We start from the raw sequence: 14827 nt of genomic DNA, 5'->3' as shown, positions 1-14827 counted from the left end.
GTTTTCTCACTCCGCATTCGCAAGGTTATGGGGCTTATCTTATTAGGAAACACCCCTAAGATTATGTTAAGTTGGATAGTGCGACATGCGTATGGAGGAGTAAAACACACCGGGTGCGGTATCATCCTACCATCAACTAAATACGAGTATCATTAGTTATTGGGTGGCCAATGAAGGTTGGCCGCCCCACTCCATTCTGTTGAATTGGTGGTTCATCACTAAGTTTATAGGCATAGTAGGCCTTGGTGAACTATTTTGCGAATGCCTTTGGTGTGGTTTTATACCAACGACGAGGCATAAGCAAAACCCGCCAACTGAATATTACATGATAGCCAGAAGCTAGTGCAAAGAGTTTGTTTTATTCTTTAGCTGCAGGTGTGGTAAACTTCACCTTTTTGAGTTCTCCCCACTTGCCGTCTACGTTCTTGGCAATAGAGCAAGCGTAGTAGGTGGTGAGTGGAGTGGCGTTCCATCTAGCTCTGTCTACACGGTATTGGTTCCAGTAGATATCTTTGGGATGGTCGGTTTGCAACATCTTGATTACGCCAAAATTACCCATGTCGGCCTTATTGAAAGCCTCTTCGGTGATGATGATGTCGCGATGCAAAGCAGCTTGGTCGTTAGGAGTGTAAGTAACATCTTGGAAATAACCACCCTTCTTGCTACCACCAAATTCACCAATCTTAATTTCTACAGTGGCATCACCAGGTCCGCCAAGCTTCTTGGTTGTAACAGGAACCTTAGTAATTTCTTGGAATACACCATTTTTATCCCATGCCAACACACAAATCTCATAGTTAGCATCTGGCACCATTTCGCGCCAAGTGTGTTGCTTTTCGGTGGTATAATCTTTTCCACTAAATTGCTTAATCATATCGTAAGCATTAGAGAAGCCCATCATTGGTCCGTGTTCTTTCACGGTTTGTTCGATAGTTCCTCCTTCAAACTGGCAAAGTGCATAGCCAGCCACATCGGTATTGGGTGTGAACTTCACCGTAACGCTGTCGGGTCCGAGGTTGATAACCTGTGCCAACACTTGCGCCGAAGAGAAACCTTGCCTGCGAGGAGCAACAAACTGTGTACGAACTACCTTACCTGGCTTTCCATCCTTGCCATAACCGAGGGCGATGAGGGTGTATTCTTTTTCGGGAACAACCACCAATCCATAATCCACCAGTTTCTTATCCTTAGCATTATCGGTGTAGTGGGGCTTCTTTTGTCCGGTGAAATATCCGTCAACCACTTCATCTTTGATGATGCCAGCGATGTCTGATGTGAACAAGGCAAGACAATAAGCTTGGCATTCGGCCGACTTCTTAAGCGTGATAGTGGGTGCGCCGCCTTTATTGGCCACGCTAATGTTGAGGTTCACTTTGTCATTCTGCGCTTGCAGTGTAAACGCGCCAGCTAATAGCATCAAAAATGCGCCGGCAGTTCTTTTAAAAACCATCATATTTTGCATTTTATCTATATTTGTTTGTGCAGCTGCCCCACCCTTGTGGTAAGGGCAGCTGCTGTAGTTGTTTTTTTAATACATGTCTACTGAAGCTCGGATAAGGCCTAATTGTTTAATCGAAACAACCTTACCGCCAACATTCAATTTCTTCTTTAATGTAGGATTTTGAAGTTCATCAGCATCATAAACCAAGATGTCTCCATTCTCGCAACCAATCACTAGATGCTGATAATTCGATGTAGTAAATAGGTCATCGCGGTTATAGGTCATACTGGTAATCTTCGAAGTAATACCTTTTAAAGGAAGTTTTATTATCTCATAATCGAACTGTCCAGGCCACATCAAACCACTACGTTTGATACCGTACACTTCATTACCTTCAGAGAAAAGATCGATATAGGTTTTGGAACTACTTCCAGTGAGGCGTGTACCAGCTGCTGTGAGGAACACTGTTTCCTTATTAAACAAGTGACCTGTAACTGGATAGGGATAAGAATATGAGTTGGTCATATTCAACTGTCGCCCACGATTGGTTACAGAGAATGTACCAACAACCGACTGCCCTGCTGTATTGAAGTAAATTTGGAACCAGCTATTTTGGTTATTGTCCCAATACTGGTCGCCATTCATCTGTGTGAGATAGAACACTTCCGTATCGTTTGGCATCTTCATCACAGGCGTTCCAGTCCATCCTTCTGATTTCAGTACAGTGATATAGCTACGATAAGAGCCGTAAGCATTATGTTGTAAGCTAGTAGCTACAAGCACACGTTTATTCTTTTCGTCGTAACAAGGAATGTTTGTAATACCCCAGCAGGTATGTCCGAACATCGTAATCTTGTAGCCAAGCGAGTCAAGATAATAAGGTTCGCTGAGGAACTTTCCACCTAAATAGTGTTTTCCAAACTGACGAGTAAACACACGTCCGTCTTTAGTTGCAACCCAAGTAAAGGCTTGCGATTCTGTTCCACCACCTTCTTGGTCCTTACGCGCGCTAACCTTAAAGTTGTCGGGAATACCTTCATCGAATTGAGAACTCAAGTCCCAAACCTTTTGCAGATTGGCTGCATTGAGAACGTAAGCATCACCCTCTTCAGTAATAGCCGTTGCCGAGCCAATGAGGCTGACATTCTTTGCTGCAGAAAGGTCTAATTGCTTAGGCGTTCCAGGTAAATCTGACGAGAAATGACGATCGCTCAACACGAAATCCGTTTTATATCCACCCGTTTTAGGATCGCGAGCATACTCTAGGCGCATCACATTAACTTTACCAACATGAGGTTCGTTAGGCGACTTAGCAGAGTAAACAAGGAAGTCGCTCTCATCTATCTGCGTATGGAAATAAAAAGTTGTCAGTACCTTGAAACTCACGCCAGTAGACTTTTCAATGATAGCAAAATCGCCTCGCTCGAATGAAGAGATAGGAATTTCATCAAGTCCACATCGTTTCATAAACTCGTCATAGGGAATTTCTGCCTTTAGTTCGTCACAGAAGACCTTTCCGTAGAAACGCCATTCATAACGCACTTCTCCGCTTCGCTGCAAAGAATCAAGCTTTCCCCAGTTAAAGCATTTCGAACCATCTATTCTAATGGGTCTTCCTTCTCTAACTGAAATTTGTATTGGACTACTCATGAAGTCGCGCGTCCATGTTGGTGGTTTGATTGACTCGTATTCGTAGTTTCCTTCATCGCTGAAACATGCTCCTGTCAAGAAGGGTATGCACAGCCACATCATGAAATATATGATCTTCTTCATAATATTTATCCTTTCTATTAGTGAAACACTATACGTTTACTGTAATTGGAGTTACGCCATCTTCTTCAACGGCTTCTCTCGGATGTTCAGCCAACCACCTCTTAAAGTTTCTTACTAATAGTATTGCTTTGGAGGTGTATTTATCCACTAGTTCTTGATTGAACTGCAGTTTAGTATCTACATATGTCACAAAAAGTTTATACTTCTTGCTCGAATATGTACCCAAAAGGTCACGTTCTATGTCTTCTTTCCACCATTTGGGCTTGATGGCATCTTTTGTAAGCACAACCAGCGCCTTTACTCTTTCGCTTTGGCCCAATCGCAATTCGCCTTGTGGTACTAGTTCAAGCATGAGCCTTATCCCATGAGGAAAGTCTTTCAACCTAGTTGAACGATGCATTTTAATGGCAATAGTATCGTTGCGATTAGTAGCATCGGGTTGAGCCTTACGCGCGCGGAATGTATACACGTCCTGTATTTCATACTCTTCAGGTTTAGCCGTTGTTTCTTCTGGCACCACCCTTAGTTTAAAAGTTTCATCGTGTGTTAGGTCTCTTCCTGCCATATGTACCTCCAACAAAGCGTCAATGGTGTTAACATCGTCGTTGTAGAAGAAGAATGAAGCCATTGTCGAGTCTGCTTTCTCCTTTCCAGGAGCATCTGCATCGCGATAGAACTTCTCGAAATAAACATATCTGTCTTCCCCGAATGTTTTCAGCGCGTCTTCAGTACATGCTCCCAACAGAGTTAACGCAGCCATGGGGATATAATAAAGTAATTTCTTCATAACCAAACAGTGTTAAGGGGTTATCTTGATTCGTTGATAGGCAATGGCACTACGCACTCTTCTTTCTTTAAAGGAGCATAAGTACCATCTTCGCGTTTCACATTAAAGTTTAGCCTTTTGTACAAGTAGAACAATTGGCCCTCGCTAATCCATTCACGTTGCCCTTCGCGAACGAGATCTTTTAAGAAGCCTTCCAATGTGGTCTGCGGTGACAGCTCGCTGCTATATAAACCTCTGTTCCTACGCATCTCGTTCAAGATTTCGTAAGCTTTATCAAACTCATTGCTTCTTGCGTATGATTCGGCAATAATATATCTCATTTCGGAGGTGCGCAATATTGGGAAGATATTCAACGTGCGTTTCCTTTCATCAAGATTTCTTGTTTTAACATACCATTTGGTAGAAAGCAATATACCATAAGAGTTAATAGGCTTATAAAGTAGTCTTGCACAACGAATATCGTCTTTTGAGTCATCCACACCACTTACAGTTTTGAAGATGTCTTGTCCATCAACATTCACAGCAAAGAAATTATACTGACCTGGTGATCTCTTCTCACGTGGGAAACTAGACTCCAATGTCGAGAGCTTTTGCTCTGCGTCATTGTCGCGATAGATACCAAATAACAGGTTCTCAACCATACGGACATTTGCCATTTGCTCAGGGTCTTCGGCATAAGCGAATCCTCCAAAGTCTTCATGTTTAAATGGTGAATGTGCATTATCGCCTTTAGCATCGGTACATTTAGCATCAATCACTTCTTGAGCCAGTACTTTAGCCTTATCATAGAACGATGCGTCAAAGCCACCCTTATATTGGTATGCTCTTGCAAGCATTCCCGTTATAGCCCAATAAGAGAATCGGTAGCCACGTCCAAAGAAGAACTCATCAAGGTCGCCTGTTGCTCCGTAGCCTTCCATTCCATATTCAAGATTATTATAGAAGCGCGACCTACCCGATGCATTAGCGCTCATTCCTAAAGGTGATAAGTCATAAGGTTTCACCAACTCGCGAGCTTTCTCCAAGTCAGCAATCACCAAGTCTAACACCGTTTTTACAGGTTTATGCGTTGCTTGAATTTCAGGGAAACTTGCAATATAAGGAATATAAGTAAGTCCATCATCGTTAACAGGAGCAGGAGCAAATAATCTGAGCATATCGAAATGCAAGAAAGCCCTTATGGCTAATGCTTCGCCATAAATCATCTTACGTTCCATTTCACCTCGTTTAAATGCATCATCCTTTGTTTTCTCCACATTGGCAATAAGGTCGTTGGCTGCAGCGATCTTTTTAAAAGCTTCAAGCCAAATTGAGTTTAATACAGGTTGTAGTGATACATTTTTAAACTCACGCTTTCCAGCAGCAATATAAACATTGCTACTCATTTCATCTTGTCGTAAGTCGTTCCTGTATTGATTAGAGAAAAAGTCGATAACACCAAACTGCAATTCTTGTCCATACAAATTGTCTGATGCCAATCCCTTGTATATACCATTGAGCGCCGACCTATATCCTTCAGAACCCGTGAATAATTCATCTGCAGTAGATTTTCCATCTACAGGCACTGTGAGCCAGTCGTTACAACTGCTAAACATCAGCGTTGTCATTGCAGATGCAATCAGAAAATATTTCGTACGTTTCATCTGTCTTAACTTTTTAAGTTGATACATTGTTAGTAACTAGCACGTATACTGAAACTATAGTTATGCGCATAGGGATAAGAAAGTCCGCGTTCTACCCTTATCGAACTCCATCTGCCCAAATCCGAAGCATTGAAAACAAAGGATAAGGCATTAAGCTTCAATTTCGAGGTAATAAACTTGGGGAAGTCATATCCCAAAGTTAGGCTATTAAAGAACACATAGTTATCATTCTGCACGAAACGAGATGTTGCATTCGTCACTGCGTTCTGTCTGATACCGTAGAAAGCTGATACATCGCCCACCTTACGCCAACGTTCGGTAATAATGCGTCGGTCTACGTTCTCGTCTTTAATCTTAGCATTTTCAACCTTAGAAACAAGCGTATGGTTGTAGGCTTGTCCGCCATAGGCGTACTTAAAGGTTGTATTCAAGTAGACTCCCTTATATGCAACGTTCAAGCCGAATGTTCCTTGCACGTCAGGATTGAGGTCACCACAAACAACCATATCGTTTTGATTCCATTCTTTGGTTATTGTTCCGTCTTTCTTGAGGTATAATTCAACACCTGTTGCGGGGTCGATACCCAAAGATGGTACGGCATAGATAGCCGAGGTAGATGCGCCTACGTAATAGAGAATTGGTGGCAACGAACCTCCTCTTCCACCATTTTCAATCTTACTGTTTTCACGAATACGCTTGTTGTACTCTTCAATTGACGAATTTAGTTTCGTAATGCGGTTCTTGTTTGAACCTAAGTTTGCATTAAATACAACAGAGAGATCGCGGTTGCGATAAATATCGACACGAGTCTTTAATTCAAATCCCTCATTCAACACGCCTCCAGCGTTACCGCTATAGGTTTCAAAACCCGATGAGGGACGAATTTTAATTTGGTCAATGGTCCTATCGGTGGCCTTGTGATAGTATGTTGCTTCTAAGAATAGTCTATTCTTAAACATCTCACAAGAGAAACCTAAGTCAAGCGTTTTATTCAACTCCCATGTCAAGTCAGGGTTACCCATTGTTGCCAATGTAACAGCAGGACCTGTATAATACCACGACCTTGTGTCAATATTGTAACTACTAATCACGTCAAAACGTGAGAATGTAACCTTACCTGTACTTCCATAAGTTCCTCTAAAGCGCAAAGAGTTGAGCCAAGAGACCTTCTTCATGAAAGGATAATTGTGCAAATTTATACCCAATCCAATTGAAGCGAAGGGTGCAAAACGTTTTTTAGAACTGAACTGAGATGAACCGTCGAAACGGAATGAAGCATCCAAAAGATATATCTCATTGAAAGTATAGTTCAGTGCGCCCAACCATCCCACAGTTCTTATAGTTGTTTTGTCATCGCCGGCCTTTCCATCTTGCTGTGCTGCATAAATTGGTGTATTCAATTGTCCTAAACTAAAGCCCTCATAACGATGACCACGACTTCTTGCAATCTGCTCCTGAAGGTCAATTGCTCCAGTCAAATTCACAAAGTGTTTATTAAACCGTTGGTTGAAGTGCATCTCACCTTTGGCACTCCAATTCAAGTCTTCTTGTTCTGAAACGCTTAGTGCACCTTTCTTATTAGAGCTAGCAGCCTTGAACACTGCGTCTTGAGGGTCAAGGAACGAGCTAGTCTGTGTTGTTCTTTGTGTAACACTAAACGAACCACGGAAATACAATGTGGGGGTAAAATATACGTTCAATGCAAAGTTGTCACTAAAATCTGTAATTCCTCCTCTGCCTGAGTAACTTGCAAGATATTGTTGTTGCCAAAGAGGATTACCCTTTTTCGACATGGGCAAATTCTTCAACAGTTCACCATCTTCACCAAAAATAGCCTCGTAAGGCATGTAGGTTGAGTAAGAACCAAAGCTACCATAAGGTGAATCTTCGTATGTGGTGCGATTAACCATGGCTTGATTTTGTATTTGAAGCCATTCGTGCAAACGATAGTCAATGCGCATGCCTGCACCCCATCGGTTACGATACGAACCTTTCATTACACCGCCATTCTTATCATAATTCACGTCTAGGGCATAACGAATAGAGTTAACACCACCCGAAACACTTAGAGAGTTACGCCAGTTAGCCGTATTACGTAAAGGACGAGCCAACCAGTCGGTGTTAACACCTCGACGTACTTCGTTCAGTTTATTATTAAACTCGATGTCTTTCTCCACTTGGGCCACCTTGTCTGAGGCGGTATAAATTCCTGCATCCTTTTCTACTTGTAGTTTTTCTGATGCAGAAGTAAGATTATAATCCGACAGGTCGGGGAAGATTAGTTCCAGTGTTGTGTTGTAGTCCACGCGAATTTCGCCCACTTTGGGGGGAACCGAGGTTACCACCACCACTCCGTTTGCTGCGCGCGAACCGTACAGAGCGGTTGCCGCGGCATCTTTGAGGATGGTCATACTTTGGATACGGTTGATATCCATATCGTAAATCTTCTGCACTGGTACTTCGAATCCGTCCAACATAAAGATTGGCATGTTGGGATTTCCTAAAAGACTGGTGCGACGCGTCAGCGCTTGGCCGTTGGCATCGAACTCTTGACGCTGTATGTTCGATGCACCGCGGATGTTGATTTCGTTGATGTGGTTGGGGTCTGAGCCAAATCCACCACGGTCGATAATACGGAAAGAGGGGTCGAATGCCTCCAGAGCTTTCATGGCATCCTTCACGTTTACCTTTCTCAACTCGTCGCCAGTTACCACGGTGGCCGTACCTGTAAAACTGTTTTTCTTCAGTTTTTGAAATCCTGTCACCACAACCTGGTCCAACTGATTGGCGTTGTCTTCCAGATAAACTGTTACAAATCGTTTCTTGCCCACCGTAAATTGGCGCGACTTGAAGCCGATAAAACTCACGTGAACCACATCGCCCACCGACAATCCTGGCATCACGAACTTTCCATCTGCTGATGTCACCGTGCCCTTAAGCCCATTTTTCAGCTTTAATGTTGCACCAACAACGGGTTCGTTCGTGTTGTTGTCGATTACAATGCCTTCAATCGTAATGTTGCCCGAGGTACTCGAGCCCTGCGCATGTGCCTGACTCCAGCACAACAACAGTGCTACAAGCCAGAACATCACATTCATTGGTCTTGATAAGTTTCTTTGCATAGGTATTACAATTTTCGAGTTTGTAAATCTTTTGTTTAACTCTTCTTGTTACATGTTTTGGTGTTAGTTGTTCGCCGGTTGATTGGATTTGCGATGTGCATCCTATCGCTTTCCACTTTGTTACCTTATTTTTGGGCCCTTATATATAAGGTGTTGTTTGGTGGAAGTGTAGCGGTTTAACCACCCCTATTGTCCATGGTATGCGCCACAAAACAATCTTTTGCAAATATACACCATTAATTTATACAAACAAAACGGGATATTCGGAAACAGTATTTTGTGTTGCACTGCAACAACCCTTTGTACAAAGGCGTCCCGATACCATTGGGAGATTTTCAATTTTGCTCGATTTGCAACGGAAAAGCCCAGTTTTTACCCTCTGTTAGCATAAATAAAGTTTGAGAAAATACGAAAAAGAGACCTTTAAAGTTAAATTGCGTCACGGCACTTGCATAAAAACAATACTTACCAAAGACATAAAAAGCGAAGTTTTTGCAGGCGCAATAAGGGCTTTATCTTGTCAATATAAAGAAATTCCCCCTACTTAATACAAGCTCATTTTATACCCTATTAATGCCAATATTGAAGGCCGTTTCAGCGTTTCTACCGTAAAAAGCACCAAAATAACTGCAGAAATCATCTTTTAAGTAGAAAAAATTACGCTAAACGAACTATTTTTCATAATTTTGCTAACAAGTCGCCAATAACCTGTTGTGCTAATGGGGTGAACTTCGACTTTTTTGTGTATGTTGCAACCCTGCAACTGCAACAAAACTTTGTACGAAGTACCAACCTTAATCTATGCAGGTGCCATGGAAGCGGCCTACTATCAACGAAAGCAAAAACAATGATGTGCGCCGACAAACAACATCCTTTACTGACATTGTTTGCACTAATCGCCGTGGTTTGCGCCTGCAACAACCGCACCTCGAGCAGATTGGAGCAGATAGACTCCTTGCTGAGTAAAGACCAGGTGGAGAAAGCCTACGCCATGGTTCAGGCAATCCCTGCCCACGAAATGGACAATAGCGATGAAATGGCCTATTTTACGCTACTTAAAACCGAAGCTGCTTATCGCGACATGCAACCTATCGACAATGATTCGATTGATATTCCTGTTTTTTACTACGAACAACACGGACCCAAAGATCTGCTCGCTCGTGCCTATTACTACAAGGCATGCATCCTTTTTTTCAACCGCAACAACGTTACTGCTGCCGTTAAACTCTTGAAAAAGGCCGAAAACGCAGCTAGGGGATATGGGGGCGTTGCACTGATGCACAAAATTTACTCCACCATTAGCTACGTTAACCTCACCACAAAAAACTATAACACTGCACTTGCCTATGCCGAAAAGGCGAGAAAAATGGCTATTAAGGGGAAAAATGATATGTGGCTGGCCTATAGCCTTACCTACACGGGTAATGCTTACAGTGGGTTGGCGAAACCCGATAGCAACCTTACCTATCTGCTTGAGGCACTTAAATATTACAAACACCTAGACACCGAAACGCAAACGGTGCTCCTAGCTAATATCAGCGATGCGTACAGACAACTGGGAGACACGGTGAAATCGGCCAATTTTATACTTCGTGCTCTTAAAGAACGCCCCGACAGCTACACCTATACCATCCTTACCGACTTGTATATGCGACGTGGGGAATACCAAAAGGCGTTCGACTTACTACAAAAGGCGCTGGCAAGCGATGATGTGTATACACGCGAAAAGGCTTTATACAATCTCTTTAAGCTAAAACAAAAGATGGGCGACTACGCCGGGGCTGCAGATACGGCCGACTCACTACTTATTTTTAAGGAAAAACAACAACAAGACTGGCAAACTAATAACATCTACGAAATCCAAAACCGATTTGATATCGAGGCCAGCGAACGAGAAATTCGCTCGTATCGCATCTATATGGCATGCCTAGCGGTGGTGCTGGTGCTGGCTGTGGTGTCGCTGGTGCTCTATCACAAGTATAAAGTAACCAAAGCTAAACGCAGCATTCTTGAAAAACGTCTCCTCATTAGCGAATATAGCGACCGCCTCGACCAGTTTAAACACTCGCAAACCGAAACAAACAAGGAACTAAGTGCCCTGCGACAGCGCGTAAACAATCTTAAGGATAAAGAACTTAAGGTGCTGAGTAATGGCAAATTGCTCTACGAAAGTATTGTGCAAAACCATTCCACGGTGCACTGGAGCAACAACGATTTCATCGATTTCATCGAGTATTTTAAATTTATCGACGCGCCTTTTATCGCCTCTCTTGATGAAACTTACAACAGCTTGTCTTCTCGCCAATACCTCTTCCTTATCGTTACGGGTAAGATGGGCAAAAGCGAAGCCGATGCTGGCGACATCCTCGGTATCAGTCCAGGAAGCGTGCGCTCTATCAAGAGCCGAATTAAAACAAAAAAGAAGTAGCCTAATGACTTCTACCTGCGCGCTATCTTAGGCCAGAAAGTCTCCCCTTACCTCTGTCTGACGCTTGTTCAACACTTGCCCACTAAGCTATTTCTGTTTTTATTCTTTTACTATGCGCACACCTGCCATATCTACACCAAAGCATGGCCACCCCTACCTGCACTGATGCACCATAGTTCAACAAGTTGATTGTGTTCTTAAACAATGCGCACAGTGCAATTTATCAATTATTCAGAATATAGAAAAACAGAATAACAAATGCGAAATACCAGAAAACAAAGAACTTTAAAGACCAAACGGCACCAAAAACATGCAAATATTTAAACTTTTTTAAACTTTAAATACAACGCCCAATTTGTATTTTTTGTAATTTTGCCATGACATAATAATCATCTGGGACACGCTCTTCAGCTCTGGCTCTGCTGCTAATCGCATCAAATGCGCACGCACCGCTAAAGAAGCAAGCACAATGCCCCACCTAAATACTACGTGGCAAGCGCGAGCAATGCTCGCATAATAAGATGTAAACTCGTGAAAGGCAAATATTAGAGAGTAGAGAACTCAAAATTTAGCCATGAACAAACGTAAAATCGCACTACCAAACACGTAAGATGGCCGAAATGCCACCCTAAGGCGTATCTGCAGCCCATCTCGGCACACGCTCTTTGCCCAACTATGCTACATCTTTTCTAAGGTGTGACTTGGCACAGCTGCCCCAGCGTGCCCCAAGACACCGCTCAACGGCCACCACCCTGGCACAAAGAGCAAATTACTGTGCGCACCATTGCCACCATAGAAAAACGAATTTGAATTTAGAGATAGTATTTAAAAAATCAAGAACCATGCACACCAAACATGCTTTACCTTTATTGCTGCTGGCCTATAGCCTCACGACTGGCGCACAAAGGCAGTTCGTAATCTCGGGAACTATGCTCAACGATTCCCTATGTTACTCTGAGGCTACCGTTAAAAAGGTGTATTTAACACACGAAGTGAACAGCCAAGAGGTGGTGATCGACTCGGCCACTGTTATGAACAAGCAGTTCTCTTTCAAGGGGGAAGCTCCCGAAGTAGTTACTCCTTACACCATCACGGGCTTCGACAATGGAGCTGTTCAATTGTTTCTCGAACCTGGGAATATCGTCATTCAGCCCTTTAACGCCCAATATCCTTCGCATGCTAAGGTTGAAGGCACACTGGCCAACAACACCATCGCAGAATATCAAAGACTTACCGATGAAATGGGCAAAAAAGGAATGCAACGCCTTGATAGTATGAAACGGGGCATGTCGCTGGGCGAACTGGCAAATAAGATGATGATGGAACGCTACCAGTGGTCGGCCAACTGCGCCAATAGTTTCGACCTCCAAGCTGCCACAATGCACTTTGTTTGCCAACATCTCAATTCGCCCGTGGTACTCTACATCATTAAAAATCAGCTCTTGCAATACTTTAAACCCGAAATCATCGAATCGCAACTGTTTAGCGCCATTCCTGCCGAAACACGAAAACACCCCATCTACAAAAAACTCATTAACCTGGTGCGCGCCTCTAACATGCAAATTGGCAACCCCGCACCCGACGTGGAGGGCGAAACGCCCGATGGCAAGACGCTTAGCCTCTCGCAATTGCGCGGCAAATACGTGTTGCTCGACTTCTGGGCTTCGTGGTGTGCACCTTGCCGACGCGAGTTCGCCTTTATCAAGCGGGCACTAAAAACAACGGGCGACAAGGCGCAGTTCGTGGTGCTTAGCTATTCGATTGATAGTAAAAAGAAAGACTGGACAGATTGTATCACAAAAAACAAGATAGCCAACGACGACTGGCAACACATCACTACCCTAAAGGGCTGGGACTCGGAAGCCCTCAAATTGTATAATGCCACGTCGGTTCCTTGCACAATACTTATCAGCCCTAAAGGCAATATCGTTGGCTACGACCTGCGGGGCGAACAACTAATCAACACCGTAAAACGATTAAAAAATGGAGAACAACGCCATGACTAACACCCAACTTAAAAACCCATTGGCCAGCACCAACACATGGTGTCGCACTGGCCTAAAGCTGTTTGCCACCCTTCGGCACGCCACTTTGGCTTTGGCCTGCACGCTGCTTCCGCTCAACACTGTGGCACAAACACCCACGCTTCCCACACCCGAGCCCCCCACGCAAACTTGCGTTATACGCGGACAAATTGCCTCGTTGGTGGCTGCTGGCGCTAAAGCCAAAGTAAAAAACGTGTCGCTCTGCGTTGATTACGGCGATGGCAACCTGGTGAAAGTAGCTTCTACCGTCACTAACAAGGGGCGCTTTAGATTCAACCGCGACGTAACACCCATCAGTCCCTCCATGCTCTACTACATCACTGGGGCTGCAAGCAATGCCATCCCATTTTGGGTAGAACCAGGAGAGGTGAACATCGTGGTGCCTATGCCTGGACAAGAAGGTGGCGTAAAGGTTACTGGCCCAACCACCAATACGCTTTACCAAGCTTATCTGGCGCTTGCCCAACAACGCGATAGAGCCTACAACGATTCTGTTTTGGCCCTGCAACGCCGCATGGGTAACGACTTTATGGCCACTAATGCTGGTAGAGACGCCCGACAGGCTTTGCGAGCTGCCACCGAAGTGGAATGGAACGCCAACCGAATGCAATTCTTACTCGAACACAACGACCTGCCTCTGGCTCCGCTTTTGCTACAACGCGACATGCTACCCTTCTACAACAAAGAGCATGTTAGACAACTGGCACACAGCATTTCGCCAGCTTTGGCTAAACATCCTTACACCATCGCTCTAGAAAACAGTATCAAAGCCTTGAACCTGGGAGAGGGAAACGAAGTGCCCGACATCCGTCTACCTCAAGAAGACGGTAAGACGATTATGCTGAGCGACCTACGTGGAAAGCACGTGCTGCTTACCTTTTGGGCTACATGGGCGCCTGGATGCCTCGATGAAATGGAAAATTTAAAGCGCATCTACGACGAAACACGTAACGCTGCCGACAAGTTTGCTATGGTAAATATGTCTATCGACAGGGAACGTGATGCTTGGACCCGCACCGTAAAGGCGCTGGGCATTAAAAACGAAGGATGGCTGCAAGCCTACGACACGCAAGACAAGGTGTCGCCCTCGGCCAACCTCTTCGGCGTTCGCGATATACCTAAATGCATCCTCATCACCCCCGACGGCAAAGCCATCTCGTTCACACTGATGGGCATCGAATTGTTTGCTCGTGTAAAGCAAATTCTTTCGGGCGACTTGTATTATCTCAACAACGACACGGCCGACAATAGCAAATAAAACGCAGGTCTCCCCTCGCTTCACCCTAGAACTGGACACTTAGCTTACCCAATGATAATGCTTGGTTAGCCACTTCAAGGGGCAAACTATCTGCTCAACATTCAACCCTGGCTATGTGTGGCCCAAAATCTTAAACCCAACTAAAAACAAAGCTTCCAGACAGAGCCACACAACAACTCAATAGAATGTACCTTTTCAACCTGCACCCACGCAAATAATCGTGCAAAAGCAGACTAGCAAGGGCAGCTATACCGCCAAAACAAGCAATTTCGAGTCAAAAACGCTTGCCATTTGTGCGATTGTTATTAATTTTGTGCGCGTTATCCATGG

General features: G+C 44.1%; 8 protein-coding genes. 3 read left to right on the top strand and 5 right to left on the bottom strand.

Going from position 1 to position 14827, the window contains the following annotated elements; all coding sequences use genetic code 11:
• Window positions 1–358 precede the first annotated feature (358 nt).
• The 5 genes from QME03_RS03760 to QME03_RS03740 form a co-directional block, all read right to left on the bottom strand.
• The gene (locus QME03_RS03760; protein ID WP_281723519.1) at window positions 359–1453 is read right to left on the bottom strand and encodes a hypothetical protein; all 1095 of its coding nucleotides are present in this window, start codon (window positions 1451–1453) and stop codon (window positions 359–361) included.
• 75 nt (window positions 1454–1528) lie between these two features.
• Window positions 1529–3214 carry a PKD-like family lipoprotein gene (locus QME03_RS03755; RefSeq protein WP_281723518.1) on the bottom strand — a complete coding sequence of 562 codons (1686 nt, stop codon included), beginning with the start codon at window positions 3212–3214 and terminating at the stop codon, window positions 1529–1531.
• 28 nt (window positions 3215–3242) lie between these two features.
• On the bottom strand, window positions 3243–4001 hold the full coding sequence (locus tag QME03_RS03750) for a DUF4843 domain-containing protein (protein ID WP_273148332.1): 759 nt from the start codon (window positions 3999–4001) through the stop codon (window positions 3243–3245).
• A 20-nt stretch (window positions 4002–4021) separates the two neighbouring features.
• Window positions 4022–5644 (bottom strand): RagB/SusD family nutrient uptake outer membrane protein, encoded by a 1623-nt coding sequence (locus QME03_RS03745; protein ID WP_273148330.1) that lies wholly within the window; start codon window positions 5642–5644, stop codon window positions 4022–4024.
• Between the two features lie 29 nt (window positions 5645–5673).
• The gene (locus QME03_RS03740; RefSeq protein ID WP_281723517.1) at window positions 5674–8766 is read right to left on the bottom strand and encodes a SusC/RagA family TonB-linked outer membrane protein; all 3093 of its coding nucleotides are present in this window, start codon (window positions 8764–8766) and stop codon (window positions 5674–5676) included.
• Window positions 8767–9613: 847 nt separating this feature from the next.
• Between QME03_RS03740 and QME03_RS03735 the strand changes: the two genes are divergently transcribed.
• The 3 genes from QME03_RS03735 to QME03_RS03725 all read left to right on the top strand — a co-directional run bounded on the left by QME03_RS03735 (window position 9614) and on the right by QME03_RS03725 (window position 14497).
• A complete protein-coding gene (locus QME03_RS03735; protein ID WP_273115235.1) occupies window positions 9614–11194 on the top strand; it encodes a tetratricopeptide repeat protein in 1581 nt (526 codons plus the stop codon).
• 842 nt (window positions 11195–12036) lie between these two features.
• Window positions 12037–13200 carry a TlpA disulfide reductase family protein gene (locus QME03_RS03730; RefSeq protein WP_274946740.1) on the top strand — a complete coding sequence of 388 codons (1164 nt, stop codon included), beginning with the start codon at window positions 12037–12039 and terminating at the stop codon, window positions 13198–13200.
• Complete coding sequence (locus QME03_RS03725) at window positions 13178–14497, top strand: TlpA disulfide reductase family protein (RefSeq protein ID WP_274946741.1); 1320 nt, start codon at window positions 13178–13180, stop codon at window positions 14495–14497. The genes QME03_RS03730 and QME03_RS03725 overlap by 23 nt, the downstream gene beginning before the upstream one ends.
• Window positions 14498–14827 lie beyond the last annotated feature (330 nt).

This window comes from Hoylesella shahii (assembly GCF_937990675.1).
In the GTDB taxonomy this organism is placed as follows: domain Bacteria; phylum Bacteroidota; class Bacteroidia; order Bacteroidales; family Bacteroidaceae; genus Prevotella; species Prevotella shahii.
Note: the sequence above shows the minus strand (reverse complement) of the source record. Positions and strands in the feature narration are given on the sequence as shown.